The following is a 25,730-nucleotide window of genomic DNA, read 5'->3' on the forward strand; positions in this document are numbered from 1 at the left end:
TCTGAGCCCCCTCAGGCAGGGAAGAGGAAGGCTGCGAGCGCCGCGGCATACATCGCCTGGTCGGCCACCCCGCACGCCTCGCGGGTGGAGTGCATCGACAGCGTGGGAGCCCCGAAGTCGACCGTGGTCGCGCCGGTCAGCGCCGAGGTCATCGGCCCCACCGTCGAGCCACAGGGCAGGTCGGTGCGGGTCACGAACGACTGCACCGGCACGCCCGCCTGCTCGCAGGCCAGCCGGAACGCGGCGGCGCCCATGCCGTCGGTGGCATAGCGGGCCTGCGCGTTGATCTTGAGCACCGGGCCGCCGTTCAGCTGCACGTGGTGGCCCGGCTCGTGGCGGTCGGCATAGTTGGGGTTGGTGGCGTGCGCCATGTCGCCTGAGGCGATGACGGTGCCGGCCAGGGCCCGCAGGTAGTCCTCGCGGGTGCCGCCCCTCGAGAGCACGATCCGCTCCAGCATCGCCGGCAGGAAGGTCGACTGGGCCCCGCGCTCGGTGGTGCTGCCGACCTCCTCGTGGTCAAACAGGGCCACGACGGGGACGACGCCGGCGCCGGGGGCCAGGTCCTCGTCGACGGAGGTGGCCAGCGCGACTGTCGCGGCGAACGAGGTGGCCAGGTTGTCCAGCCGGGCCGAGGCCAGCAGGTCACGGTCGCGGCCGATGCGGCGCGCCGGAGTCAGGTCATGGGTCATCAGGTCCCAGCCCAGGACGTCCTCGGGGGCCACGTCGAGGCGGTCCGCGACGAAGCCCACGAAGTCACCAGCCTCGTGGCCCTGCCCCCAGTGCGGCACCAGGTGCTGCTGGGCGTTGAGGCGCAGCCCCTCGCTGTTGACCGTGCGGTCCAGGTGCGGTGCCAGCTGGGAGACCCGCAGCAGGGGCTCGTCGATGAGCAGCAGTCGCGGCTGTGCCCCGTGGTCGGAACGCACCGCGACCCGGCCCGACAGGCCCAGGTCACGGTCCAACCAGGTATTGAGCAACGGCCCACCATAGATCTCGACCGCGAGCTGCTGCCAGCCGTGCCGCAGGACGTCGGGGCGTGGCTTGATCCGCAGGTTGGGGGAGTCGGTGTGCGCGCCGACGACCCGGAAGGGCGTGGCCGGCCCCTGATCCGCCTCGGTGGTCCAGGCGATCAGTGATCCGCCCCGGACCGCCAGATAGCGGCCGGGCTCGGTCGGTGTCGGGTCGGTCTCAGCCACCCGCGTGAAACCGCTGGCGCCGAGGATGAGCGCGGCGCCCTCGACCGCGTGGAACGGGGAGGGAGAGGCATCGAGGTATGACGCCAGGAGGGCTGCGATGTCGTCCTGGTCGAACTCGTGGGCCACGGGTCAGCCGCCGAACTCGGAGACGCCGCCCCGGGCAGAGTCCAACCACTCGCGGCGCGCGTCGAGCGCGGCCTGGGCCTGCTGGATCTTCGTGTCGTCGCCGGAGGCCTGCGCCGCGGCGAGGTCCTGCTCGAGGCCCTGCACCGCGCGCTCGAGCTGCTCGACCATCGACTGGGCACGGGCGTTGAGCTCGGGGTTGGTGCGGGTCCACTTGGCGTCGTCGAGGTCGCGGACGGCCTGCTCGACCTTGCGGAGGCGACCCTCCACGCGGGACATGTCCTCGCGGGGCACCTTGCCGGCCTCGTCCCAGCGGTCCTGGATGGCCCGCAGCTGGGCCTTGGCCGAGGTCAGGTCCTTGACCGGGACCAGCGACTCGGCCTCCTTGAGGAGGTCCTCCTTGACGACCAGGTTGGCCTTGAACTCTTCGTTCTCGGCGGCCACCACCTCGTCCTTGGCGTTGAAGAAGGCGTCCTGGGCAGTCTTGAAGCGCTCCCACAGGGCGTCGTCGTCCGCACGCTGGGCACGACCGGCGCGACGCCAGTCCTGCATCAGCCGCTTGAAGGCACCGGCGGTGGAGCCCCAGTCCTTGCTGGTGGAGAGTGCCTCGGCCTCAGCGACCAGCTTCTCCTTGGCCCGCTTGGCTTCGGTGTGCTGGGTGTCGAGCTCGCTGAAGAAGCCCTTGCGCGACTTGTCGAAGGTGCTGCGGGCCGAGCTCAGCCGCTGCCAGAGGGCGTTCTCGACGTCCTTGTCGAGCTTGGGGCCCTTCTTCTGCAGGCCGCGCCACTCGTCGAGCATGCCGCGCATCCGTGCGCTGGCGGTCTTCCACTGCACCTGGTGGACGTCGGCGGCGGCGAGCTTCTCGGCCTCGGCGACGAGCGCCTCGCGGGTCACGGTGGCCTCAGCCTTGGCCTGGGTGCGTGCCTCGGTCTCGGCGCGCTGGCGGTCCTTGACCGCGACCTCGATCTGGTCCACGGCCTCGCGCAGCGCCGGCAGGTCGCCGACGACGTTGGCCTCACCGATCTGGTCTCGGAGCGTCTTCAGCGCCTCGCGCGCCTCGTGGGCGGAGAGGTCGGTCTGCCCCAGACGCTGCTGGAGCAGGCCGGCGTTGGCGGTCAGCTCGTCATACTTGCGGGCGAAGTAGGCTAATGCCTCCTCGTGGCTGGCCTCGGGGTAGGACCCGACGGCACGCTCCTGCTCACCGTCCTTGACGAAGACCGTGCCGTCGTCGCCCACCCGGCCGAACTTTACCGAGTCGGACATGGCCGCTGGGGGCGGCATGACCGGCACGACAGGACGCGCTGCCGGCCGGCGGCCTGCGAGGGCCGCGGGTGATGGCACGGGCGGACCCGGCTTCGGCGTCGGAACCGGGCTCGGGGGAGTGGCTGCGGGCTCGGGGGCTGCCTCAGTTGCCGGCTCTGGTGTGGCCACGGGGGCGGGCTCGGGCGCTGCCTCAGCGGCCGGCTCCGGTGCGGCCACAGCTGCGGGCTCGGGGGCAGGCTCGGCCTCCGACGACGCCTCAGCAGCGGGCTCCGACACGACCTCAGGAGTCGCTGTGTCCGGGACTGACGCGAGCGGGTCGGGCTCGGGGGTCGGGTCGACGGGGTCGGGGACTGGGGACGGTGCTGGGTCCGGCTGGCCCGGCTCGGGCTGAGGTTCAGGTGTCGGCTCGACGGGCTCTGGCAGACCGGGGACCGGGACGGTCGACGGGTCGGGGCTGGGCACTGACTCCGCCACCTCCGCACCGCTCGTCTCTCCTGCGGGTTCGGGTGTTGTCTCAGGGGCCGGCTCGGCTGCGGGCTCGGGGGTCGGGTCGATGGGGTCGGGGACTGGGGACGGTGCTGGGTCCGGCTGGCCCGGCTCGGGCTGAGGTTCAGGTGTCGGCTCGACCGGCTCTGGCAGACCGGGGACCGGGACGGTCGACGGGTCGGGGCTGGGCACTGACGCCGCCACCTCGGCACCGCTCGTCTCGGCTGCGGGTTCGGGTGCTGTCTCAGGGGCCGGCTCTGGTGTGGGCTCGGGTGCTGTCTCGGTGGCCGGCTCGACGGGGTCGGGGACTGGGGAGGGTGCTGGGTCCGGCTGACCCGGCTCGGGCTGAGGTTCAGGTGTCGGCTCGACCGGCTCCGGCAGACCGGGGACCGGGACGGCCGACGGGTCGGGGCTGGGCACTGACGCCGCCACCTCGGCACCGCTGCTCTCGGCTGCCTGGTCTGCGGGTGCCGTCTCGGGTGTCGTCTCGTCCGGAGCCACCGAGGGCTCGTCCGGTGTGGCTGGGGTTCCCTGCGTGTGCTCGCTCACTCTGACGCCTTTTCCTGTGTGACCTCGACCGAGAGGATGCTGATCGGTGCCGCGGGAGGCCCGTCGGCACCGCCGCCATCGACGCCTTGTTCGGCGACGCGGTCAACGATGTCCATTCCACTAGTGACCCTACCGAAGATGCTGTATCCACCACCTTGCGTCGGCAGCTCGGTGTCGTTGTAGACGATGAAGAACTGCCCGCCGTTGCTGTTGGGGTCCTGGCTTCGCGCCATCGCAAGGGTGCCGGGTGGATACTTGCCGTCCTCGGGGGCGTTCTCGATGCCGAAGGTGTAGCCCGGCGTGCCCCGTCCAGTGCCGGTCGGGTCACCGCACTGCAGCACATAGATCCCCTGCGTCGTCAGTCGGTGACAGGGACTGTCCTCCCAGTAGCCATGCTCGGCCAGGTGCGCGAAGGACCCGACAGTCTGGGGTGCCTTGTCGCCGTAGAGCTCGACCTCGATGATGCCGCAGTTGGTGGTGATCGCACCCTGCCACGTGCCGGTGATCTCAGCCTCCGGCGCCTCCACCTGGGTCTGCCTGCCGCTGGGCACGGCGGGCGCATAGCCACAGCCGGCGTCGGCGCCGGCCGGAGACAGTGTGGTGGAGACGGCCGTCTCCTGAGGGGACGAGGACGGTTCGGCCACTGGAGCCTGAGAACTGCCGCAGGACGCGACGACAAGCGCGCTACCCACCAGCAACCCCCGGGCCAGCCACCGGTGACGACCCAACGCCATTCTTGTGCTCCTGACGTGCTCATCGGGTGGAGCCGCCAGTTTAGGCAGCGGCCCGACGCGAAGTGGTCACAACGTGATGACGGTTTGGACACGATCACGCGTAGGTTGGGTCATGTGTTGGTGAAGCGGATTGAGGCGGCGGCCTTCGGGACCAATTGCTACGTCGTGGCGCCGGAGTCGGGACAGGAGTGCGTCATCGTCGACCCCGGCGTGGGTGTCGAGGCACACCTGGCAGAGGTGCTCGCGGACAGCGGGTTGCGCCCGGCCGCGGTCCTGCTCACCCACGGTCACCTCGACCACACCTACTCCGTCACGCCGGTCTGTGCGGGGACGACGGCCGCCTACATCCACGAGGATGACCGCTATCGCCTCCGCGACCCGCTGTCCAGCACGAGCCCGGCGCTGCTCAACATGCTGGAGCAGCAGTTCGGCACCCGCGCCTCGTGGAGCGAGCCCGACACCGTCGTGGACGTCAGGGGAGGGCAGGTCCTCCAGCTGGCTGGGCTGACCCTCGGCATCTCCCACGCCCCCGGTCACACGGAGGGGTCCGTCCTCTTCGACCTGGCCGGGGTCCCGAGCGGCATCGACGCGGACGTCGACCGCACGGTCCTCACCGGTGACGTCCTTTTTGCGGGGTCCATCGGGCGCACCGACCTCCCGGGCGGCGACCACGGTGCGATGCAGCGCTCCCTGCGTGACGTCATACTCCCGCTGTCCGACACCAGCCTGGTGCTGCCCGGTCACGGGCCAGCCACCACGATCGCCCACGAGCGGGTGACCAACCCCTATCTGACCTCGCTGCGCTGACGCCCGCCGCGCTCACCTCCTTCCGGCGACGGGCCAGGGCCAGGATCTCGTTAGACTCGCCGTCGTGATCAAGCCCCGCACCGCCCCCGGCACCCTCGAGCTCCTGCCCACCGAGCAGATCGCGTTCCAGCGCATGCTCGACGTGATCCGCAGCGGCTACGAGCGGTTCGGCTTCCTGCCGATCGAGACGCCGGCCTACGAGGTCACCGACGTGCTGCTGACCAAGACCGGCGGCGAGACGGAGCGGCAGGTGCTCTTCGTCCAGTCCACGGGAGCGCTGGAGAAGGCTGCAGCGAACCCCGCGGCGGGGCTGCCCGACCTCGCGCTGCGCTTCGACCTCACCGTGCCGCTCGCGCGCTATGTGGCCGAGCACGAGCACCAGCTCACCTTCCCGTTCCGTCGCTATCAGATGCAGCGCGTCTATCGCGGTGAGCGTCCCCAGCGGGGCCGGTTCCGGGAGTTCTATCAGTGCGACATCGACATCATCGGCAAGGACGGTCTCAGCTCACGCCACGACGCTGAGTGCCCGGCGGTGATCCACACGATCTTCACCGACCTGGCCATCGGCCCGTTCACGGTCCAGCTCAACAACCGCAAGCTGATGCGCGGCTACTTCGAGGACCTCGGGCTGACCGACGCAGACCTGCAGGTCACGGTCCTGCGTGAGGTCGACAAGCTGGACAAGCGCGGTGCGGACGCGATCCGCCAGACCCTCGTGGGCGAGGGCCTGGGGCTGTCGGAGGAGGCCGCGGACGCCGTCCTGGCCCTCGTCGCCGTCCGTTCCACCTCCCACCAGGAGGCGCTGGCGCACCTGGACCGGGTCCTGGGGGAGTCGCGCGGCTCGGAGCTGCTCGCGACGGGAGTCGCCGAGCTGCGTGAGGTGCTGACGGTGCTGCGTGACCTGGGTGTCCCCGAGAGCGACTACGCCCTAAACTTCTCGATCGCCCGCGGTCTGGACTACTACACGGGCACCGTCTATGAGACGACCCTGGATGACCACCCGGAGATCGGGTCGGTCTGCTCCGGCGGCCGCTACGACGACCTGGCGGGGCAGTACACCAAGTCCACGCTGCCCGGTGTCGGCATGTCGATCGGGCTCAGCCGCCTCTTCTGGCAGCTGCGCGAGGCCGGGCTGGTGCAGACCGCCGAGTCGACGGTGCAGGTGCTGGTGCCGCAGCTTGATGAGGCCCACCTGCCGCAGTGCCTGGCCCTGGCCACCGACCTGCGACAGGGCGGGATCAACACCGAGGTGGTCCTGGACGGCGGCAAGCTCGGCAAACAGCTGAAGTATGCCGATCGCGCCGGGATCCGCTTCGTCGCCATCCTGGGGGAGCAGGAGGTCGGGGCCGGCACGGTGACGATCAAGGACCTGCGTCGTCAGGACCAGTTCTCCGTCGCCCGCGACGAGATCGTGCCGGCGCTGCGCGTCGAGCTGGCGCAGCCCCTCGACCTGCCGCGCGACGACTGAGGCGACGAGTGCCCCGACTGTGCGGGTCGGGAGCACGGCGAATTCAAGGGGTCAGCGGCACGTCACCGGGGCACTCGCGCAGCAACTCGGCATCCTTGCCCTGCGCACACGGCATACCTGTGCGGCCGGCCGGGTCGAGTCGTCATACCCCGACCATGCGGTGGCATGGTCGGAATCAGCCGCGAAGCGTGTTAGCGTAATAACGCGCTAACACACCGGTTGGCGTCGGACACCACTCACGGGAGCCTTGATGAAGCGACGCGACACCGGCCAGCCCCTCAGCGTCGCTGACGAGTCGTCACGAGGTGCGCGGGCGCAGGTCGAGCTGGCGCGGGCCCTGGCAGCCGTCGACGACGCAGACCGGATGACGGACTTCCTGGCCGACCTGTGCACACCGGCAGAACTGGAGGCGCTCGCCGACCGGTGGAGCGTGGTGCCGCTGCTGGCCGACGGGGTGTCCTACCGCCAGGTGCACGAGCAGACCGGGGTCAGCGTCACCACCGTCGGACGAGTGGCCCGCTGCCTGGAGCACGGCACCGGTGGTTATCGCGACGTGCTCGCCCAGACCCGCGCGGAAGCCCTCGGGCATAGCCGCGGTGCGCAGCCGGCCCACGGCTGAGCGCACCGGATCAACCTGACGCGACGACGCGCCTGCCCCAGACACCAGGGCCCACAGCGGCCCAGACCCGGAAGGTCACGATGACCCCGCCTGCCACCACCCGAGACCGCCTGCGCGTGGCGATCCAGAAGTCCGGCCGCCTGGCCGAGCCCGCCCGCGACCTGCTCGCCTCCTGCGGCCTGACCTGGCGGGAGAGCCGCGACCGGCTCTTCTGCTATGGCGAGTCCCTGCCCGTCGACCTACTGCTCGTGCGCGACGACGACATCCCCGGCCTGATCGCCGACGGCGTCTGTGACCTCGGGATCGTCGGGCGCAACGTGCTCGTCGAGAACGACCTGGCGCGGCAGCACGATGGTGGGACGAGCGCCTTGAAGGAGTGGCGTCAGCTGGGCTGGGGCGTGTGCCGGTTGGACATCGCGATCAACGACGACGAGCAGTGGACCGGCCCGGAGCAGCTGGCCGGGCAGCGCATCGCCACGAGCTTTCCGCGCACCCTCAGCCGGTGGCTGTCCGACAAGGGGGTCAGCGCTGAGGTGGTCACCCTCTCCGGCTCGGTCGAGATCGCCCCACGCCTCGGGCAGGCGGACGTGGTGTGCGACCTGGTCTCCACCGGCGGGACCCTGGCCGCGAACTCGCTGAAGCCGGTCGAGACCCTGCTGCACTCCGAGGCGGTCATCGCCGGGCCGGTCGCGGCGCTGGAGGACGGTCGTGAGGAGATCGCTGACCTGCTGCTGCGGCGGATGGACGGTGCCCTGCGCCTGAAGGAGACCCGCCTGCTGATGCTGCGTGCCGACCGCGCCGTCCTCACCGACGTGCTGCAGCGGCTGCCGGCCGGCGGCGAGCCGACGATCCTGGCCGTGGACGGTCGCGACGAGGTCTCGGTGCAGCTGCTGTGCCACAACGCCGTGCCGTGGCCGCGGCTGGAGGAGCTCAAGCGTGCCGGCGCACACACGATCATGGTGCTGCCGGTCGAGGGGATGCTGGCATGAGGACCGTGGTCTGGGCAGAGCTGGCTGAGGCCGAGCGCGCCGACCTGCTCTCGCGGGGGACTGCTGTGGCCGGCCCGCAGGTCACCGCCGGGGTCGCCGAGATCCTCGCCGGTGTGCGCGAGCGTGGAGATGCCGCGCTGGACGAGTATGGCGCGCGCTTCGACCCCGTCCCCGCCGAGTCAGTGGTGGTCGCACCCGAGGAGATCGCCGAGGCGGTCCGGGGCCTGACGCCCGAGCTGGGCGAGGCCATCACCGTGGCGGCAGACACCATCCGGACCTTCCACGAGGGCGGGATGGCCAGCGACTATGAGGTCGAGACGGCTCCGGGCGTGAACTGCGCCAGAGTGATCCGGCCGATCCGCCGGGTGGGCCTCTATGTCCCGGCCGGCTCCGCGCCGCTGCCGTCGACAGCGCTGATGCTCGGTGTCCCGGCGCAGCTCGCCGGATGCCCTGAGATCGTGCTGTGCACCCCTCCGGGACCGGACGGGCGGGCCGATGCGACCGTGCTGGCCGCGGCTGCCGAGTGCGGCATCAGCCAGGTCTTCGTGATCGGCGGGGCACAGGCGATCGCCGCCATGGCCTATGGCACTGCCTCGGTCCCGCGCTGCGACAAGATCTTCGGCCCGGGCAACGCCTGGGTCACCGAGGCCAAGCGGCAGGTCAGCACCGCCGAGGGAGGACCGGGCATCGACCTGCCTGCCGGGCCCTCGGAGGTCGTCGTCATCGCTGACGCCGGGGCTGACCCCGAGTTTGTCGCGGCCGACCTGCTCTCGCAGGCGGAGCACGGCCCGGACTCGCAGGTGCTCCTGCTCACCGACGACGCTGTGCTGGCGCAGGCGGTCGGCGAGCAGCTGGAGGCCCAGCTGGTGGACCTCCCGCGCGCCGAGACCGCGGCAAAGGCACTGGGGGCCAGTGCGGTCGTGATCACCAGCGACCTGGACGAGGCCCTCACCATCAGCAACGACTATGCGCCGGAGCACCTGATCCTCGCGCTGCGCGAGCCGTCGACCTGGGTGGACCGCGTCGAGCGCGCCGGATCGGTCTTCCTGGGGGACTGGGCACCAGAGACCCTGGGCGACTACTGCAGCGGGACCAACCACGTCCTGCCCACGGCCGGCGCGGCGCGGTGGACCGGTGGCGTCAATGTCGCGAGCTTCCAGATCGCGATGACCGTGCAACGTGTCACGCCGGCCGGCCTGGCAGCACTGGCCGCGACGGCGGTGGAGCTATCCGCTGCCGAGGGACTCCTCGGGCACCAGGCGGCCGTCACCCGCCGCCTGGCCCGCGCCCGGGGCACGGACCGTGAGGGGAACTCATGACGAGCAGCGAAACCCCTGCAAAAACACGGGGCCGGGCAGCAGAACCCCTGCAAAAATTGTTTCCGGCCCACCTGATCCGGGCGGACCTGCAGGACTTCACCGGCTACTCCTCCGCACGGACCAGCGACGACGGCCCGCCGGCCATGATCTGGCTCAACGCCAACGAGGCCTCCAGCGCCAGCGCCGTCGACCCGGAAGGCGCCAACCGCCGCTATCCCGATCCGCAGCCGGCCGAGCTGGTCGAGGCCCTGGCCCGGACCTATGCCGTCTCGCCCGACCGTGTCGTCGTCGGCCGGGGCAGCGACGAGGCCATCGACCTGCTGGTCCGCACCCTGTGCCGACCGGGCAGCACGGACGCGGTCGTGCAGACCTCACCGACCTTCGGGATGTATGCCGTCAGCGCCCGGCTGCAGGCCGTGCCGGTCATCGACGTCCCCCAGCGGGACCTCGGCGCCAGTTGGGAAGTTGACGTCGCCGCCGTCGCGCACGCCGCCCGCGGTGCGGGTGCCCGGCTGGTCTTCCTCGCCAGTCCCGGCAACCCCACGGGGGCCGTCGTCCCGCTGGATCAGGTCGCAGACCTGGCACACGCCCTGGCGGACACCGCGGTCGTCGTGATCGACGAGGCCTACCAGGAGTTCGCAGGCCCACCCAGCGCCACGACGCTGCTGCCAGAGCACGCCAACCTCGTGGTGCTCCGCACCCTGTCCAAGGCGCACGGCCTGGCAGGAGTGCGCGTCGGCGTCGCCCTGAGCCATCCCGACCTGGCCACGGTGCTGCGCCGGGTGCAGGCGCCCTATCCCGTCCCCGCCCCCGTCGCCGAACTGGCGGTCAGCGCCCTGTCCACCTCGGCCCGGCGCTCCGTCGCTGCTCGGGTCGCCGAGACCCGCGCCGGGCGCGAGCGCCTCGTCGAGCTCCTGAGTGCCGACCCGAGGGTGCGCACCGTCTGTGGCAGCGAGGCCAACTTCCTGCTCGTCCGCAGCCCCGACGTGGATGCGCTGCTGACCGTCCTGCGCGGCAGTGGCATCGTGGTGCGCGACATGCGACACCTCCTCGACGACGCCCTGCGCGTGACCGTGGGCTCGCCGGCGGAGATCGACGCAGTGGCACGCGCTCTTGGCCGGCCCGCTGAAGGGGCACCGACCGCCTCGGTGCAGCCACCGACCGACGAGCTCCACAGCAGACCTGATCTCACCCGACCAACCACCACACCAGCCCGAGGACAACACCCATGAGCACCCTGCGCCCCGTCCTGTTCATCGACCGGGACGGCACGATCATCGAAGAACCCGAGGACTGCCAGATCGACTCCTACGAGAAGCTGCGCCTGGTGCCCGGGGTCCTGCCGGCCCTGACCATGCTGCGCGACGCCGGGTGGGACTTTGTGATGGTCTCCAACCAGAACGACCTCGGCGGCCCGAACTTCCCGGTCGAGACCTTCCAGGGCCCGCACGACCTGCTGCTGCACATCCTGGAGAGCCAGGGCGTCACCTTCAAGGAGGTGCACGTCGACCCGCACCCGCCAGGTCCGAACCAGCCGGACACCCGCAAGCCGGGCATCGGCATGGTGCGTCACCTGCTCAGGGACCGCACCATCGACTGGGACCGCTCGATGATGGTCGGCGACCGGCTCTCCGACCGGGAGTTCGGCGACAACCTCGGCATCAAGACCTTCCTGCTGCAGAGCTCGATGGGCCAGGGTGGCGACGAGGCGGTCAGCTGGGAGCAGATCGCCCACGTCCTGGCGAACCGTCCGCGGGTCGCGGTCGTCGACCGCAACACCTCCGAGACCAGGATCCACGTCGAGGTCGATCTGGACCGCACCGGCGACATCGAGATCTCCACCGGCCTGGGCTTCCTGGACCACATGCTCGACCAGCTCGCCAAGCACGGCGGCTTCTCGATGAAGGTCACCTGCGAGGGCGACCTGCACATTGACGAGCACCACACCACCGAGGACACGGCCCTGGCGATCGGCCAGGCCCTCGACGAGGCACTCGGCGACCGGCGCGGCATCGGCCGCTATGGCTTCACGGCGCCGATGGACGAGGCGCAGGCGAGCGCCGCTCTCGACCTGTCGGGTCGGCCGTTCCTGAAGTTCGACTGCACCTTCGAGCGCGAGATGGTCGGCGACCTGCCCACCGAGATGGTCGAGCACTTCTGGCGCTCTTTCGCCGAGGCCCTGCGGGCGACGCTGCACCTGGGCGTCACCGGAGACAACGCCCACCACAAGATCGAGGTGGGCTTCAAGGCCGTCGCCCGTGCGCTGCGCCAGGCGATCGCGGTGGAGGGCACCGAGCTGCCGTCGACCAAGGGGGTCCTGTGAGCGCTGGTGGGCGATGAGGCGACCGACGATCGCGCTGGTCGACTCCGGCGGGACCAACATCGCCTCGGTGCGCTACGCCCTGGACCGGGTCGGTGCCGACGCGCGGTTGACCGACGACCCTGACGTCATCCGCGCTGCCGACCGGGTGATCCTGCCCGGTGTCGGGGCGGCCGCGGCCGGCATGCGCCGGCTGCACGCCGCCGGTCTGGTCGAGGTGCTGCGCGACCTGGAGCAGCCGCTGCTCGGCGTGTGCCTGGGCATGCAGCTGCTCTTCGACCGCTCTGCCGAGGACGGCGGGACGACGTGTCTGGGTCTGCTGGCCGGCGAGGTGGTCGCGATCACGCCCCGCCCCGGCCAGCGCGTGCCGCACATGGGTTGGAACGAGCTGACCTCCCTGCGCGAGGACCCGTTGACCAGCGGGCTGGCCGACGGCACGCGCGCCTATTTTGTGCACAGCTATGGTGCGCCTGTGACCGGGGACACCGTGATGACCACCGACCACTGCGGGACCTGGAGTGCCGTCGTCCGCAGTGGCAACCACTGGGGTGCGCAGTTCCACCCCGAGAGGTCGGCTACCGCAGGCCTGCGGCTGCTGACAAACTTTGTCCTGGAGGTGTCGCCATGACCGACTTCACCATCTATCCGGCAATCGACGTGCGCGAAGGTCGCGTGGTTCGGCTGCTGAAGGGTGACTACAACAAGGAGACCCGCTATCCCGACGACCCGCTGACGGTCGCGCGGGAGTATGCCGAGGGTGGAGCCACCTGGCTGCACCTGGTCGACCTGGACGCGGCCCGGGCTGGTGACTACACACTGGTGCCGCTGCTGCGACAGATCGTGGCCGAGACCGGGCTGTCCGTGCAGACCGGTGGTGGGGTGCGCGGCAAGGAGGACGTCGCCGAGGTGCTCGAGGCCGGCGCCAGCCGCGTGGTCCTGGGCTCGCTGGCCGTGCGCGAACCGGAGACGGTCGCGTCCTGGATCGAGGAGTTCGGTCCCGAGCGGATCACGGTCGCGTTCGACACCCGGGCCGGTGAGGACGGCTCGTGGGTGCTGCCCACCAGCGGGTGGACCGCAGACTCCGAGACCGACCTGGCAGCGCTGCTGAGCCACTATGCCCGGTCCGGGCTGGCGCACGCGCTGTGCACCGACATCGGGCGCGACGGGACCCTGTCCGGCCCCAATCTCAACCTCTACACCTTCCTGACCCGGGCGGTGCCCGACGTGGCGGTCCAGGCCTCCGGCGGTGCGCGCCACGCCGCCGATGTGCGCAGCGTGCGCAAGGTCGGCTGCGCCGGCGTGATCCTGGGCAAGGCGCTGCTCGAGGACAAGCTGACCATCACCGAGGCGATTGCTGAGGAGCGCCAGTGACGTTGGCGCGCAGGGTGATTGCCTGCCTCGACGTCCGGGACGGACGGGTGGTCAAGGGCACTCGCTTCCGCGACCACCAGGACATGGGCGGCATCACCGAGCTGGCCGCGCACTACAGCGCGGAGGGCGTCGACGAGCTGGTCTTCTATGACATCACCGCCAGCCCGCAGGGGCGGCGCGTCGACCTGTCGTGGGTCGACGCCGTCGCCCGTCAGATCGACATCCCGTTCTGCGTGGCCGGTGGCATCGGCTCCGTCGCTGACGCCCGCGCGGTGCTCCTGGCCGGAGCCGACAAGATCTCCGTCAACACCCCCGCGACCCGCCGCCCCGAGCTGGTCCAGGAGCTGGCCCGCGAGTTCGGCAGCCAGTGTGTCGTCGTCGGGGTGGACAGTCTGCGCGACGAGGACGGCACCTGGCGCATCCGGCAGCTCACCGGCGACCCCGACGCCACTCGAGCCCTGGAGGTCACCACGCTCGACTGGGTCGAGCGGGTCCAGGAGCTCGGTGCCGGTGAAGTCGTGCTCAACGCGATGGGCTCCGACGGTGTCCGACAGGGGTATGACGTGGAGCAGCTGAGCGCCGTGCGGCAGGTCTGTGAGGTGCCCCTGATCGCATCGGGCGGGGCGGGGCGGGCCCAGCACTTCATCGACGTCTTCCGGGCGGCGGACGTCGACGGCGCGCTGGCGGCCGGGGTCTTCCACTCCGGCGACCTCAGCATCGCGGCCCTCAAGGTGGAGCTGGCGGCTGCCGGCATCGTCGTCCGGCACGTGGAGGTGTTGTCATGACCACCCCGCAGGGGGAGGCTCACGCTGGGGCGCAAAGTAGCGCGCAGCGTCCGGCGCTGCAGCTGCCGCACGGGTTGGGCGTGGCCGACCTCGACTTCGCCAAGCAGGGCGGGCTGCTCCCCGTCGTGGTCCAGCACCACCGCACCGGGCACGTGCTGATGCTGGGTTATCAGGATGCCGAGGCCCTGACCACGACCCTGCGGACCGGGCTGGGCACGTTCTTCAGCCGCAGCCGCCAGCGGCAGTGGGTCAAGGGCGCCACCAGCGGCAACTACCTGCGGGTGGTCTCGGTCGAGGTCGACTGTGACCGGGACACCGTGCTCCTGGTGTGCTACCCGGACGGGCCGACCTGCCACACGGGGGAGGAGACCTGCTTCACCGGCGGGGCCGGCTCGTTCCTGGCGGAGCTCGAGGAGATCGTGCTCGCGCGTGACCAGGAGCGACCCGAGGGGTCCTACACGAGCTCGCTGCTGGAGGGCGGCGTGCGCCGGATCGCCCAGAAGGTGGGGGAGGAGGGCGTCGAGACGGCCCTGGCTGCCGTGGCCCAGGACGATCCCGACCTGATCGGCGAGTCGGCCGACCTGATCTATCACCTGCTGGTCCTGCTCCGCAGCCGCGGCCTCGCCCTCGCGGACGTCGAGGTCGAGCTGCGACGACGCCACGGCTGAAGCCCACGCGGCGGTCCGAACCACCCCACAACGGGGAGCGAGCAGGGGGTCGTTTCTCGACGGGGCATGCGGTCCAGCATGATGGGCGGTGTGATCATGTCGATCCCCAGCCCAGACATCAGCCAGTTCTCCATCGGCCCGCTGACCATCCACATCTATGCCCTGTGCCTGATGGCCGGCATGATCCTGGCCTGGGTGCTGGGGCGCTGGCGGTGGGTGAGGCGCGGCGGACTGGCCGAGACCTGGGAGTCGATCGCCTTCGTGGCGATCATCAGCGGCATCATCGGTGCCCGCATCTATCACGTCCTCACACACTGGGGGGACTACTTCGGGGCTGGCCGCGACCCGATCAGCGCGCTCTACATCTGGGAGGGCGGCATCGCGATCTTCGGCGCCCTCATCGGCGGCGGCCTCGGTGCGCTGTATGTCGCGTGGCGCAAGGGCGCCCGGCTCAGCGCCTTCGCCGACGCACTGGCTCCGGGTCTGATCTTCGCCCAGGCCACCGGCCGGCTCGGCAACTGGTTCAACCAGGAGCTCTTCGGTGGCCCCGACGACGGACCGCTGGGCCTGGAGATCGATCCGGACCGGCGCCCTCCCGAGTTCCGGGACGTGGAGACCTTCCAGCCGACCTTCCTCTATGAGCTGACCTGGAACGCGCTCGGCGGGCTGCTGCTGCTCTGGCTGGACCGCAAGTTCACCCTGGGTTGGGGCAAGCTGTTTGCGCTCTACATGGTGGTCTACGGCTCGGGCCGATTCTGGATCGAGGGGATCCGGACGGACTTCAGCTATCTGATCGGCCCGTTTCGCACCAACCAGTTCACGGCCCTGATCTTCATCGTCGTGGGGCTGCTGCTCTTCGCCGCGCTGCACAAGCTCCGGCCCGGACGTGAGCCCTGGGTCGAACGGGCCGGTGTGGGCGGGCCGGACGAGGTCACCCCCGCGGAGGAGAGGGCCGGCTCTGGCGAGGCTGCGACAGACAGCGTCGTCGTGGACGAGGTGGCCAGCGACGCGCAGTCAGAGGACGTCGGCGCCGAGGCCGGGGGGCCCGACCCTCGGGAGACGTGACACTGGTGTGCCCCCGCGCACCAGTGTCACGTGTGCACATCACCCCTGCTCAGGGCCACCTCGTCAGGGGCCACCGCATCAGGAACGACCGTGTCAGGGCTTCTCAAGACCTCTGCTGACTCCCGCCCAGATCACCGTGGGCTGAGCGGCACGGAGCGCAGGCCCAGGCGACGCAGCTCCAGTCCGGCCAGCGCGGCGACGGTCTCTGTGTCCCCTGCCCGCCACTGCTCGAGCGGGTCGGGGTGGACCCGGGCCAGCGTGGCAGGAGCCTGGGTCACCAGCGCCCGCAGTGCCAGGAGCTCGACGGTGCCCGGAGCCTCGCGCAGCCGGGCGATCGCCGTGGCGCGTCGCAGATAGGTGACCCGCAGCGCCAGATAGGCACCTGCCACGAGCAGGATCGGGGTGGCTGCCACCAGGATGGCGAGCAGCCAGGCGACCCGGTTGACGGCACTGTCGAGCGAGTCACCGGCCTGGACGAGCGATCCGCCCGCGTCCGCCGCGCCGGCGAAGGGCCCCGTCAACCGGTCGCCGACGAGCGGCACCTCGCTGATCCGGCCGGCCACCTCATCGAATCGTCCCTGCACCGTCGTGCCCGCCGCGCGCAGCGGGTCCGCAGGGGCGGCGAGGAGGCTGACCAGGCCGAAGGTCCAGCGGCCGATGAGCACCCAGGCGACCACCCAGCCCAGGACGAGCAGATCCCCCACGACCTGCCGGGAGCGTCGGACGGGAGTTTCGGCATACCACTGCATGACAATGAATGTATGCCGACGCCCGCCCTCGCACCCCGCGACCCGCTGAGCCGGGCCGCCCGTGGGTGGCTCGACCACCTCAGGGTCGAGCGCGGCTCGTCGGAGCACACCCTGAAGGCCTATCAGCGTGATCTGAACCGTTATCTGGGTTTCCTCCGGGCCCGGGAGGTGGCCTCGCCGGTCGAGGTCTCCGAGGGCATGGTCTCCGACTTCCTGGCCCACCTGCGCACCGGCGACGAGGATTGCCCGCCGCTGGCCGCGTCGTCGGCCGCCCGGGCTCTGGTGGTGGTCCGCGGGTTCCACCGCTTCCTCGCGGCCGAGGGAGAGTCCGCCGACGACCCGGCACAGGTGGTGGCTCCGCCGACCCCGGCCAGACGACTGCCCAAGGCGATCAGCATCGAGGAGGTAGAGCGGCTGCTGGAGGCCGCCAGCGTCGGCAATACCCCGGCGAGCCTGCGCGACCGTGCGCTGCTGGAGGTGCTCTATGGCTCTGGGGCCAGGGTGAGCGAGGCGATCGGGCTGGACATCGACGACATCGACCTGGGGCCGCGCGGCGGTGCCGGTGGGGCGCAGGGCCCAGGGGAGCAGGGCGACACGGCGCCCGGTGCCGTGGTGCGACTGTTCGGCAAGGGCAGCAAGGAGCGGATCGTGCCGCTGGGGCGCTATGCGGCCGATGCCCTGGACGCCTGGCTGGTGCGCGGCAGGCCAGCGTTCGCGACCAAGGGCAGGGGCACCCCGGCGGTCTTCCTCAACCAGCGCGGCGGGCGACTGTCCCGGCAGAGCGCGTGGTCCGTCATACAACGTGCCGCGGAGGCGGCAGACCTGTCCGGGCACCTGAGCCCGCACACCCTGCGACACTCCTTTGCCACCCACCTGCTGGACGGTGGGGCCGACGTCCGGGTGGTGCAGGAGCTGCTGGGCCACGCCTCCGTGACGACGACCCAGATCTACACGCTGGTCACCGTGCGTCACCTGCGTGAGGTCTATGCCCAGTCCCACCCCCGGGCCCGGTGAGGCTGACCGGAGCACCACCATTGGTCCCCGGGGCCGTCTGCAGTTAAGGTCGGAGCGATCGGCGAGACGCCGAACACGGACCGGAGGGCGGAGTGAGTGTGACATCCGAGGCGACGAGGCAGGACGCAGCGAGCAACAAGACCTCGCACGACCGGCTGCCCGGCACCGAGACCGCAGGCAGCGGACAGGTCGGTCCGACCGGTCGGGTGATGCCCGAGTTCCCCACCCCACCGCCGCTGGATCGGCACGGTCCGGCCCGGATCATCGCGATGTGCAACCAGAAGGGTGGCGTGGGCAAGACCACGACCACCATCAACCTGGGTGCCGCCCTGGCGGAGGCCGGCCGCCGCGTGCTGCTGGTCGACTTCGACCCGCAGGGCGCCCTGTCCGTGGGCCTCGGCATCCCGACCCACCAGCTCGACACCACGATCTACAACCTGCTGGTCGAGCGCGGCCATGACGTCCACGACGTGATCCAGCAGACCCGCGTGGAGAACCTGGACGTCGTCCCCGCCAACATCGACCTGTCCGCGGCCGAGGTCCAGCTCGTCGGGGAGGTGGCCCGCGAGCAGGTCCTGGCCCGCGTGCTGCGCCCCGTGCTGGACGAGTATGACGTCGTCCTGATCGACTGCCAGCCCTCCCTCGGGCTGCTCACCGTCAACGCGCTCACCGCGGCTCACGGTGTGATCATCCCGCTGGAGTGCGAGTTCTTCGCGATGCGCGGCGTGGCCCTGCTGATCGAGACCATCGACAAGATCACCGACCGGCTCAACCCGGCGCTGACTCTCGACGGCATCCTCGCGACGATGTATGACGGGCGCACCCTGCACTCCAAGGAGGTCGTGCGCTCCGTGGTCGACCACTTCCAGGACAAGGTCTTCCACACCGTCATCAGCCGGACCATCAAGTTCCCCGACGCCACCCTCGCGGCGGAGCCGATCACGTCCTACGCGAGCACCCACAGCGGCGCTGAGGCCTACCGGCAGCTGGCCCGCGAGCTCGTCTCGCGCGGCGGCGCGCCCTGACCTTGCAGGTCGCCCACGTGGAGCCCGCGGCGGAGGCAGTCGCCGACCCGGCCACCGACCCGAAGTTCGATCCGGGCACACCCGAACCCGTCCTCCACCCGGAACAGGCCGTCCCCGGTGGTGTGCTCACCCGCCGTGGTCCCGTGCCGTTCCAGGTGCACCTCGACGTCTTCCAGGGTCCGTTCGAGCTGCTCCTCGGCCTGATCGCCAAGCACAAGCTGGATGTCACCGAGATCGCCCTGGCCACCATCACCGACGAGTTCGTGGCGCACCTGCGGGCCGCGCAGAGCACCAGCGAGGAGTGGGACCTGTCCCAGGCCTCGGAGTTCGTGCTGATCGCGGCGACCCTGCTGGACCTGAAGGCCTCCCGGTTGCTGCCGAACCGTCGGGAGGAGGACGAGGAGGACCTCGAGCTGATCGAGGCCCGAGACCTGCTCTTTGCCCGGCTGCTGCAGTATCGCGCGTTTAAAGACGTCGCGGCCGCCTTCTCGAGCAGGATGGCCACGGTCGGTCGGATCTTCCCGCGCGACGTGGCGCTGGAGGATGAGTTCACCTCGCTCCTGCCCGAGCTGATCATGAACATCACGCCCGATCAGCTGGCCATGATCGCGGCCCGGGCGATGATCCCCAAGCCCCCGCCGACCGTCGGCCTCACCCACCTGCACGCGCCCCAGGTCTCGGTGCGGGAACAGGCTGCGATCGTCGTGGAGCGGCTCCGCTCGCGGGGCACGGTCAGCTTCCGGGACCTGGTCTCGGACGCGGACACGACGCTGGTCATCGTGGCCCGCTTCCTGGCGCTGCTCGAACTGTTCCGCGAGTCGGTGATCGGCCTGGAGCAGGAGGACGCGCTCGGCGAGCTGACGGTCCGCTGGACCGGGTCGGCCACGGGCGGGGTCGACGTCAGTGACGAGTTCGACGAGGACGACGTGCAGGAGGTCGATGATGACTGAGCCCGAGATCGAGAACCAGTCCGAGGTCGAGAGCGAGCCTGAGGACGGGGCCGTAGAGCAGGTCGCCTTTGACATCAACGACTTCCCCGGTGGCGCACGATCTGCGCTCGAGGCCGTCCTGATGGTCATCGATGAGCCCGCGGACGAGGCTGTCCTCGCCTCGGCCCTGGAACTGCCGCTGGAGGACGTCACCGCCATCCTGGAAGACCTCGCGGCCGACTATGCCGAGAGCGACCGCGGCTTCATGCTGCGCAAGCTGGGCGGGCGCTGGCGGATCTATACCAAGCCTGCCTATGCCCCTGTCGTGGAGAAGTTCCTGATGGGCGGGCAGCAGGCGCGGCTCACGCAGGCCTCCCTGGAGACCCTGGCCGTCGTCGCCTATCGTCAGCCGATCTCCCGTGCGCGCGTCAGTGCTGTGCGCGGCGTCAACGTGGACGGTGTCGTCCGGACGCTGATCTCACGCGGCCTCATCCAGGAGGTCGTCATCGACGGTGAGCCCGGAGCGGCTGCGCTCTATGGCACCACCGACCTGTTCCTGCAGCGGATGGGCCTGGACAGCCTGGACGATCTGCCAGCGTTGGCGCCCTATCTGCCGTCCGCTGATGTCATCGAAGAACTCGCCTCGGAAGGACACGCATGAACCCGCCCCAGCAACGAGGTGGCTCCAGTGGGGGCCGTTCAGGTGGCTCCAGCGGGGGTCGCTCAGGTGGTTCCAGTGGGGGTCGCTCGGGTGGCTCCGGCGGTGGCCGCGGTGCGCCAGGTGGCGGCGGCAAGCGCCGGCACAATCCGCGTGGTCGCCCCGGCCGTCCGGTCGGACCGGACGCCGGCCCGCCCCGCAAGGTCAAGCCCAAGCGCCAGGCTGGGCCGCCGCCGGTGGACGACTCCGGTGCCGATGTCCACCAGCCCGACGGTGTCCGGCTGCAGAAGCTGCTGGCCGCTGCGGGCATCGGCAGCCGCCGCGCGTGCGAGCTGCTGATCACGCAGGGACGGGTGGAGGTGGACGGACACATCGTCACCGAGCTCGGCGTCCGCGTCGACCCGGTCGGCCAGACCATCCACGTGGACGGCACCCGCGTCGTGCTCGACGAGAGCCGGCTCTATCTGGCGTTCAACAAGCCGCTGGGAGTGGTCTCGACGATGAACGACGACCTCGGCCGTCCCTCCATCGCCGACTACCTGCCGCCCCGCAACGAGCGCCTCTTCCACGTCGGCCGTCTGGACGCCGACACCGAAGGACTCCTGCTGCTCACCAACGACGGTGAGCTGGCGCACCGGCTGCAGCACCCGTCATACGAGGTGCCCAAGACCTATATCGCCCGGGTGCCGGGTCCGATCCCGCGCGACCTCGGCAAGACCCTCCGGGCCGGTGTGGAGCTCGAGGAGGGCCGCGTCGCCGTCGACTCCTTCAAACTGATCGACTCCGCGCCGGGCAAGGCGATCGTCGAGCTGATCCTTCACGAGGGCAAAAAGCACGTGGTGCGCCGCCTGCTCGCCGAGGTGGGGCACCCCGTGGAGGCGCTCTCCCGGGTCCAGGTCGGCCCGATCCTGCTCGGTCAGCTGCGCTCGGGCAGGACCCGTGCGCTCACCGCGGAGGAGGTCGGGGGCCTCTATCGGGCTGCCGGACTCTAGGACCGGGCACAGCCGTGGCCACCCGGGCGGACGATCAGCTCCGCCCGGGCCGTTAGGCTGGTCCGGTGCCCGACAACCCCATCACCATCGCCATCGACGGGCCCAGTGGATCTGGCAAGTCCAGCGTCTCCAAGGAGGTCGCCCGTCGCCTGGGCCTGGCCTACCTCGACACCGGCGCGATGTATCGCGCCCTGACCTGGTGGTGCCTGGACCGGGGCATCGACCTGACCGACGCCGAAGCAGTGTCCTGGGCCGCGCAGGGCTTCCCGTTGCAGATCAGCACCGACCCCGACCGGCCCACGGTGCAGGTGGACGGGCGGGACATCAGCGCCGACATCCGCACCACGGACATCTCGGAGCAGGTCTTCCACGTCGCCACGAACCTTGGAGTCCGTGCGAGCCTGCGCGACCAGCAGCGGCAGGTTATCGCGCACGCCCGTCGCGACGGCGCCGGGATCGTGGTGGAGGGCCGGGACATCACGACGGTGATCGCCCCCGACGCCGAGCACCGCGTGCTGCTCACGGCCTCGGAGCAGGCACGACTCGCCCGCCGGGCCAGGGAGCTCTTCGAGACCGACGACGCCGGCGCGATCGAGGCCACCCGCGCCCAGGTCGTGGGCCGCGACGCCGCAGACTCCACCGTCTCGGCCTTCTTCGAGCCCGCGCCGGGAGTGGTGGGAATCGACACCTCCGAGCTGACGTTCGCACAGTCAGTGGCAGCCGTGCTCGACACCGTCGCGGCGGGCGCGGCCCCCTACACCCCTGTCCACACCCCAGACACCGGAGGCAACCGATGAGCACCCAGACGGACTCGCAGACCAAGCTGGCGGCATACGCCCACCCTGAGCGGCTGGTGAGCACCAAGTGGCTTGCCGAGCACCTCGGTGACGACAACCTGGTCGTGCTCGAGTCCAACGAGGACGTCCTGCTCTATGACACGGGCCATATCCCCGGCGCACGCAAGCTGGACTGGCACCTGGATCTGAACGACCAGCTCTCGCGCGACTACGTCGACGGTGAGCGCTTCGCCCAGGTGATGGGGGAGCGAGGCATCGGACGCGAGACGACCGTGGTGATCTATGGGGACAAGAGCAACTGGTGGGCGACCTACGCCCTGTGGGTGATGACGCTGTTCGGGCACGAGGACGTCCGCATCCTCGACGGCGGCCGCGCCAAGTGGCTCGCGGAGGGGCGTGAGATGACCACCGAGATCCCCGACGTGGACCCCGCCGACTACCCCGTCATCGAGCGCGACGACTCGGTGATCCGTGCCTTCAAGCAGGACGTGGTCGAGCACCTGGGCCAGCCGATGGTGGACGTGCGCTCGCCCGGTGAGTTCTCCGGTGAGCTGCTCTCGATGCCCGACTACCCCCAGGAGGGTGCCATGCGCGGCGGGCACATCCCGGGTGCGAAGTCGGTGCCGTGGGGCAGGGCGGCCAACGAGGACGGCACCTTCAAGACCCGCGCGGAGCTGGAGGAGCTCTATCAGCAGGAGCAGGGACTGGCGCCGTCCGACGACGTGGTGGCCTACTGCCGCATCGGAGAGCGCTCCAGCCACACCTGGTTCGTCCTGACCCACCTGCTCGGCTTCGAGAAGGTGCGCAACTATGACGGGTCCTGGACCGAGTGGGGCAACTCCGTCGGCGTCCCCGTGGAGCGCTGATGGCGCAGTTCGCAGCATCGGACCGCACCGACGACCTGCCCGAGGCCATGGCCGAGCTGGCGGGGGAGTTCCACGCGCTTGCCGAGCGGGACCGCCTCCAGCTCCTGCTAGAGCTGGCCAACGACCTGCCGGACCTGCCGGAGCGGTATGCCGGCCGGCTGGACGAGATGGAGAAGGTCGACGAGTGCCAGTCGCCGGTCTTCCTCGCGGTCGAGGTCGATCCGGAGGGGGAACGGGCGGTGCACCTGCACCTGTCCGCCCCGCCTGAGGCACCGACCACGCGCGGCTTCGCCGGCATCCTGCACGAGAGCCTCGACGGCCTGCCCGCCGAGGAGGTCCTTGCGGTGCCCGACGAGGCACCCTTCCGCTTCGGCCTCGCCGAGGCCGTGTCCCCGCTGCGGATGCGTGGGATGGTGGGCATGCTGGGCCGGATCAAGCGCCAGGTGCGCGCTCACATCAGCATCGACGAGAGGCAGTGACCGTGTCGGACAGCAACGGCGAGGGGGGTGCGGTCCTCGACCCCTCGGTGGAGAACGCCCTGCGGGCCGGCCTGGACGATTTTGAGCTCAGCGAGGAGGACCTCGCGCTCGTCGAGGGACGCCGAGCCGAGGCGGCGGAGCAGGCCGAGGCCGCGACCCGCCCCGTGGTGGCCGTCGTCGGACGGCCCAACGTCGGCAAGTCGACCCTGGTCAATCGCATCCTGGGCCGTCGCGAGGCGGTCGTGGAGGACGTCCCTGGTGTGACCCGGGACCGGGTGGCGTATGACGCGGAGTGGTCCGGACGCCGGTTCACCGTCGTCGACACCGGCGGCTGGGAGGTCGATGCGACCGGCATCCACCTGCGCGTGGCCGAGCAGGCTGAGGTCGCGGTCGCGCTGTCGGACGTCGTCCTGTTCGTCGTCGACGCACGGGTCGGGGCGACCGACACGGACGAGAGCGTGGTCCGACTGCTGCGCCGCTCGGGCAAGCCGGTCGTGCTCGTGGCCAACAAGGTCGACGACCAGAAGGCCGAGCTTGAGGCCGCCGCGCTGTGGTCCCTGGGCCTAGGGCAGCCGTGGCCGGTCTCGGCCCTGCACGGTCGGGGCAGCGGTGACGTGCTCGACGCAGTCCTGGCCGAGCTGCCGGACAGCACGACGGTCGCCGGCGCCTATCCGCGTGGCGGCCCGCGCCGGGTGGCCCTGCTGGGGCGACCCAACGTCGGCAAGTCCTCCCTGCTCAACAAGCTGGCCGGTGAGGAACGCGCCGTGGTCGACGACGTGGCCGGCACCACCCGCGACCCGGTGGACGAGCTCATCGAGCTGGGTGGTCAGCCGTGGCGCTTCGTGGACACGGCCGGGATCCGGCGCCGGGTGCACCAGACCCGGGGCGCTGACTTCTATGCGTCCCTGCGCACCCAGACTGCGCTGGAGAAGGCTGAGGTGGCGGTCGTGCTGGTGGACGCCTCGGAGGCCATCGCCGAGCAGGACATCCGGGTGATCCAGCAGGTGATCGACTCTGGGCGGGCTCTGGTGATCGGCTACAACAAGTGGGACCAGGTCGACGAGGAGCGCCAGCACTTCCTGGAGCGTGAGATCGAGCGAGAGCTGGTCCAGGTCACCTGGGCACCGCGGGTGAACCTGTCCGCCCTGACCGGCCGGCATACCAACAGGCTGGTCCCGGCGCTGACGACGGCACTGGAGTCGTGGGACCGCCGCATCACGACCGCCAGGCTCAACGCCTTCCTGGGTGAGATCGTCGCGGCCCACCCGCATCCCGTGCGTGGAGGCAAGCAGCCACGGATCCTGTTTGCCACCCAGGCAGACACCCGGCCACCGCGCTTCGTGGTCTTCGCCAGCGGCTTTATCGAGCACGGCTACCGGCGCTTCCTCGAGCGCCGCCTGCGCGAGGAGTTCGGCTTTGAGGGCAGTCCCATCGAGATCTCCGTGCGAGTCCGGGAGCGGCGTCGGCGTTAGTCGCTGGTGGTGGCGCCGTCTGCGACCCACAGGTCACTCGCGTCACCTTCCGGCGTGCAGTTGGACGCATCCTTCACGCTCCGGTCGGCATTCCTGTGAAGGATCCATGCAGTTGGTCACCGCGCTGGGCAAGGGGTGGTCGCACCCGGTGGTCCCAGCACATAGTCAGGATTACTTTGTCGGGCGGATCATGGGATAAGGTTCAGGTCGCTCACGAGCACTCGGGCTGTGGCGCAGTTTGGTAGCGCACTTGACTGGGGGTCAAGGGGTCGCAGGTTCAAATCCTGTCAGCCCGACCGAGGAACGTGCAGGTCAGAGGCCGTCTCCAGAACATCTGGGACGGCCTCTGAACTGTCCGCCGATGCCCGTGCTGGTCCGGCACGCAGCGCGTGGTCAGGCACCTCAAGAGCCGTCAGGTGCGGACTGCCGCCTCCATCGCGCTCTTGATCTCGGAGACATCGATGCGGGACTGCGACAGCATGGTGCGCATCGCAGCGGCCGCACGCTGAGGGTCGGGGTCCTCGAACAGCTCGTCCAGCTCGCTCGGATAGATCTGCCAGGACAGGCCGAACCGATCCTTGAGCCAGCCACAGGGACCGAACTCGCCACCCGTCCCCAGCGTCTCCCAGAGCCGGTCGGCCTCCTCCTGGTCGTCGCAGGCCAGGACCAGGGACGCCGCCTCGGTGAAGGGGAACTCCGGTCCTCCGTTGAGGGCCTGGAAACGCTGGCCGTTGAGCTCGAAGTCCACGGTCAACACACTGCCGACCGGGTTGGGCGACGGCGTCTCGACCGTGTAGTGCGTGACTTTGGTGATGCGCGAGTTCGGCACCAGGGAGACATAGAAGGTGGCTGCCTCCTCGCCCTCGGTGTTGAACCACAGACAGGTGGTGACCGGTAGCATGTGTGGGCTCCTTGCCAGATCGGTGACGCCGCGGGTGCGGTGCCTAAGGTTCAGACCGACTCTCCCGCCTGATCTCATCGGTGCGCGCC

General features: G+C 70.4%; 26 protein-coding genes and 1 tRNA gene. 22 read left to right on the forward strand and 5 right to left on the reverse strand.

Annotated features, from left to right (window positions below; all coding sequences use genetic code 11):
* Window positions 1-11: 11 nt before the first annotated feature.
* From NF557_RS08320 to NF557_RS08330, 3 genes are read right to left on the reverse strand one after another with little or no spacing between them, the layout of a single operon-like run.
* A complete protein-coding gene (locus tag NF557_RS08320; protein ID WP_252623680.1) occupies window positions 12-1,319 on the reverse strand; it encodes a M18 family aminopeptidase in 1,308 nt (435 codons plus the stop codon).
* A gap of 3 nt (window positions 1,320-1,322) precedes the next feature.
* Entirely contained in the window at window positions 1,323-3,614 is a 2,292-nt protein-coding gene (locus NF557_RS08325) for a DUF349 domain-containing protein (RefSeq protein ID WP_252623683.1), read from the reverse strand.
* Entirely contained in the window at window positions 3,611-4,258 is a 648-nt protein-coding gene (locus tag NF557_RS08330) for a peptidylprolyl isomerase (protein WP_252623686.1), read from the reverse strand. Before NF557_RS08330 ends, NF557_RS08325 begins: the two co-directional genes overlap by 4 nt.
* Before the next feature lie 204 nt (window positions 4,259-4,462).
* Here NF557_RS08330 and NF557_RS08335 point away from each other — a divergent pair, with 204 nt between their 5' ends.
* The 12 genes from NF557_RS08335 (at window position 4,463) to lgt (ending at window position 15,759) form a co-directional block, all read left to right on the forward strand.
* The gene (locus NF557_RS08335; protein ID WP_252623687.1) at window positions 4,463-5,155 is read left to right on the forward strand and encodes an MBL fold metallo-hydrolase; all 693 of its coding nucleotides are present in this window, start codon (window positions 4,463-4,465) and stop codon (window positions 5,153-5,155) included.
* 64 nt (window positions 5,156-5,219) lie between these two features.
* Window positions 5,220-6,623 (forward strand): histidine--tRNA ligase, encoded by a 1,404-nt coding sequence (gene hisS, locus NF557_RS08340; protein WP_252623690.1) that lies wholly within the window; start codon window positions 5,220-5,222, stop codon window positions 6,621-6,623.
* 250 nt (window positions 6,624-6,873) lie between these two features.
* Entirely contained in the window at window positions 6,874-7,242 is a 369-nt protein-coding gene (locus NF557_RS08345) for a YerC/YecD family TrpR-related protein (protein WP_252623693.1), read from the forward strand.
* Window positions 7,243-7,322: 80 nt separating this feature from the next.
* Entirely contained in the window at window positions 7,323-8,231 is a 909-nt protein-coding gene (gene hisG / locus NF557_RS08350) for an ATP phosphoribosyltransferase (protein WP_252623696.1), read from the forward strand.
* On the forward strand, window positions 8,228-9,550 hold the full coding sequence (gene hisD / locus NF557_RS08355) for a histidinol dehydrogenase (RefSeq protein WP_252623699.1): 1,323 nt from the start codon (window positions 8,228-8,230) through the stop codon (window positions 9,548-9,550). The genes hisG and hisD overlap by 4 nt, the downstream gene beginning before the upstream one ends.
* Window positions 9,547-10,782: a histidinol-phosphate transaminase gene (gene hisC, locus NF557_RS08360; protein WP_252623702.1), complete on the forward strand. Its 1,236-nt coding sequence runs from the start codon at window positions 9,547-9,549 to the stop codon at window positions 10,780-10,782. The genes hisD and hisC overlap by 4 nt, the downstream gene beginning before the upstream one ends.
* Window positions 10,779-11,873 (forward strand): bifunctional histidinol-phosphatase/imidazoleglycerol-phosphate dehydratase HisB, encoded by a 1,095-nt coding sequence (gene hisB, locus NF557_RS08365; protein WP_252623705.1) that lies wholly within the window; start codon window positions 10,779-10,781, stop codon window positions 11,871-11,873. The genes hisC and hisB overlap by 4 nt, the downstream gene beginning before the upstream one ends.
* Window positions 11,874-11,886: 13 nt before the next feature.
* Window positions 11,887-12,498, forward strand: a complete 612-nt coding sequence (gene hisH / locus NF557_RS08370; RefSeq protein ID WP_252623708.1) for an imidazole glycerol phosphate synthase subunit HisH — start codon at window positions 11,887-11,889, stop codon at window positions 12,496-12,498.
* A complete protein-coding gene (gene hisA, locus NF557_RS08375; RefSeq protein WP_252623711.1) occupies window positions 12,495-13,241 on the forward strand; it encodes a 1-(5-phosphoribosyl)-5-[(5-phosphoribosylamino)methylideneamino]imidazole-4-carboxamide isomerase in 747 nt (248 codons plus the stop codon). Before hisH ends, hisA begins: the two co-directional genes overlap by 4 nt.
* Window positions 13,238-14,026 (forward strand): imidazole glycerol phosphate synthase subunit HisF, encoded by a 789-nt coding sequence (hisF, locus tag NF557_RS08380; protein WP_252623713.1) that lies wholly within the window; start codon window positions 13,238-13,240, stop codon window positions 14,024-14,026. Before hisA ends, hisF begins: the two co-directional genes overlap by 4 nt.
* Complete coding sequence (gene hisIE / locus NF557_RS08385; RefSeq protein ID WP_252623716.1) at window positions 14,023-14,694, forward strand: bifunctional phosphoribosyl-AMP cyclohydrolase/phosphoribosyl-ATP diphosphatase HisIE; 672 nt, start codon at window positions 14,023-14,025, stop codon at window positions 14,692-14,694. The genes hisF and hisIE overlap by 4 nt, the downstream gene beginning before the upstream one ends.
* A gap of 96 nt (window positions 14,695-14,790) precedes the next feature.
* Window positions 14,791-15,759: a prolipoprotein diacylglyceryl transferase gene (gene lgt / locus NF557_RS08390; RefSeq protein WP_252624026.1), complete on the forward strand. Its 969-nt coding sequence runs from the start codon at window positions 14,791-14,793 to the stop codon at window positions 15,757-15,759.
* 131 nt (window positions 15,760-15,890) lie between these two features.
* Here the strand turns inward: lgt and NF557_RS08395 are convergent, their stop codons facing one another.
* A complete protein-coding gene (locus tag NF557_RS08395) occupies window positions 15,891-16,508 on the reverse strand; it encodes a hypothetical protein (protein WP_252623719.1) in 618 nt (205 codons plus the stop codon).
* Window positions 16,509-16,520: 12 nt separating this feature from the next.
* On the opposite strand from NF557_RS08395, the gene NF557_RS08400 reads away from it, so the two are divergent.
* From NF557_RS08400 to NF557_RS08445, 10 genes are all read left to right on the forward strand, one after another.
* Window positions 16,521-17,522 carry a site-specific tyrosine recombinase XerD gene (locus NF557_RS08400; RefSeq protein ID WP_252623722.1) on the forward strand — a complete coding sequence of 334 codons (1,002 nt, stop codon included), beginning with the start codon at window positions 16,521-16,523 and terminating at the stop codon, window positions 17,520-17,522.
* 92 nt (window positions 17,523-17,614) lie between these two features.
* Complete coding sequence (locus NF557_RS08405; RefSeq protein WP_370584446.1) at window positions 17,615-18,547, forward strand: ParA family protein; 933 nt, start codon at window positions 17,615-17,617, stop codon at window positions 18,545-18,547.
* 17 nt (window positions 18,548-18,564) lie between these two features.
* Window positions 18,565-19,497: a segregation and condensation protein A gene (locus NF557_RS08410; RefSeq protein ID WP_370584445.1), complete on the forward strand. Its 933-nt coding sequence runs from the start codon at window positions 18,565-18,567 to the stop codon at window positions 19,495-19,497.
* Window positions 19,490-20,137: an SMC-Scp complex subunit ScpB gene (gene scpB, locus NF557_RS08415; protein WP_252623724.1), complete on the forward strand. Its 648-nt coding sequence runs from the start codon at window positions 19,490-19,492 to the stop codon at window positions 20,135-20,137. Before NF557_RS08410 ends, scpB begins: the two co-directional genes overlap by 8 nt.
* The gene (locus NF557_RS08420; protein WP_252623728.1) at window positions 20,134-21,126 is read left to right on the forward strand and encodes a pseudouridine synthase; all 993 of its coding nucleotides are present in this window, start codon (window positions 20,134-20,136) and stop codon (window positions 21,124-21,126) included. Before scpB ends, NF557_RS08420 begins: the two co-directional genes overlap by 4 nt.
* A 65-nt stretch (window positions 21,127-21,191) precedes the next feature.
* A complete protein-coding gene (gene cmk, locus NF557_RS08425) occupies window positions 21,192-21,923 on the forward strand; it encodes a (d)CMP kinase (protein WP_252623731.1) in 732 nt (243 codons plus the stop codon).
* Window positions 21,920-22,789, forward strand: a complete 870-nt coding sequence (locus NF557_RS08430) for a sulfurtransferase (protein ID WP_252623734.1) — start codon at window positions 21,920-21,922, stop codon at window positions 22,787-22,789. The genes cmk and NF557_RS08430 overlap by 4 nt, the downstream gene beginning before the upstream one ends.
* Window positions 22,789-23,268, forward strand: coding sequence for a SufE family protein (locus tag NF557_RS08435; RefSeq protein ID WP_252623737.1), 480 nt, complete (start codon window positions 22,789-22,791; stop codon window positions 23,266-23,268). The genes NF557_RS08430 and NF557_RS08435 overlap by 1 nt, the downstream gene beginning before the upstream one ends.
* A gap of 2 nt (window positions 23,269-23,270) precedes the next feature.
* On the forward strand, window positions 23,271-24,740 hold the full coding sequence (der, locus tag NF557_RS08440) for a ribosome biogenesis GTPase Der (RefSeq protein WP_342454515.1): 1,470 nt from the start codon (window positions 23,271-23,273) through the stop codon (window positions 24,738-24,740).
* 222 nt (window positions 24,741-24,962) lie between these two features.
* Window positions 24,963-25,036 (forward strand) — tRNA-Pro (locus tag NF557_RS08445).
* Between the two features lie 116 nt (window positions 25,037-25,152).
* Here the strand turns inward: NF557_RS08445 and NF557_RS08450 are convergent.
* Complete coding sequence (locus tag NF557_RS08450) at window positions 25,153-25,641, reverse strand: VOC family protein (protein WP_252623742.1); 489 nt, start codon at window positions 25,639-25,641, stop codon at window positions 25,153-25,155.
* Window positions 25,642-25,730 lie beyond the last annotated feature (89 nt).

The sequence above is a fragment of the Ornithinimicrobium cryptoxanthini genome, assembly GCF_023923205.1.
GTDB lineage: Bacteria > Actinomycetota > Actinomycetes > Actinomycetales > Dermatophilaceae > Ornithinicoccus > Ornithinicoccus cryptoxanthini.

Bases quoted from the DNA above. Each gene is read 5' to 3' on its own strand.
- NF557_RS08345 (WP_252623693.1), top strand. From the start codon at position 6,874: ATGAAGCGACGCGACACCGGCCAGCCCCTCAGCGTCGCTGACGAGTCG.
- hisG (WP_252623696.1), top strand. From the start codon at position 7,323: ATGACCCCGCCTGCCACCACCCGAGACCGCCTGCGCGTGGCGATCCAG.
- hisD (WP_252623699.1), top strand. From the start codon at position 8,228: ATGAGGACCGTGGTCTGGGCAGAGCTGGCTGAGGCCGAGCGCGCCGAC.
- hisC (WP_252623702.1), top strand. From the start codon at position 9,547: ATGACGAGCAGCGAAACCCCTGCAAAAACACGGGGCCGGGCAGCAGAA.
- hisB (WP_252623705.1), top strand. From the start codon at position 10,779: ATGAGCACCCTGCGCCCCGTCCTGTTCATCGACCGGGACGGCACGATC.
- hisH (WP_252623708.1), top strand. From the start codon at position 11,887: ATGAGGCGACCGACGATCGCGCTGGTCGACTCCGGCGGGACCAACATC.
- hisA (WP_252623711.1), top strand. From the start codon at position 12,495: ATGACCGACTTCACCATCTATCCGGCAATCGACGTGCGCGAAGGTCGC.
- hisIE (WP_252623716.1), top strand. From the start codon at position 14,023: ATGACCACCCCGCAGGGGGAGGCTCACGCTGGGGCGCAAAGTAGCGCG.
- lgt (WP_252624026.1), top strand. From the start codon at position 14,791: ATGTCGATCCCCAGCCCAGACATCAGCCAGTTCTCCATCGGCCCGCTG.
- NF557_RS08395 (WP_252623719.1), bottom strand. From the start codon at position 16,508: ATGCAGTGGTATGCCGAAACTCCCGTCCGACGCTCCCGGCAGGTCGTG.
- NF557_RS08400 (WP_252623722.1), top strand. From the start codon at position 16,521: ATGCCGACGCCCGCCCTCGCACCCCGCGACCCGCTGAGCCGGGCCGCC.
- scpB (WP_252623724.1), top strand. From the start codon at position 19,490: ATGACTGAGCCCGAGATCGAGAACCAGTCCGAGGTCGAGAGCGAGCCT.
- NF557_RS08420 (WP_252623728.1), top strand. From the start codon at position 20,134: ATGAACCCGCCCCAGCAACGAGGTGGCTCCAGTGGGGGCCGTTCAGGT.
- NF557_RS08430 (WP_252623734.1), top strand. From the start codon at position 21,920: ATGAGCACCCAGACGGACTCGCAGACCAAGCTGGCGGCATACGCCCAC.
- NF557_RS08435 (WP_252623737.1), top strand. From the start codon at position 22,789: ATGGCGCAGTTCGCAGCATCGGACCGCACCGACGACCTGCCCGAGGCC.
- NF557_RS08450 (WP_252623742.1), bottom strand. From the start codon at position 25,641: ATGCTACCGGTCACCACCTGTCTGTGGTTCAACACCGAGGGCGAGGAG.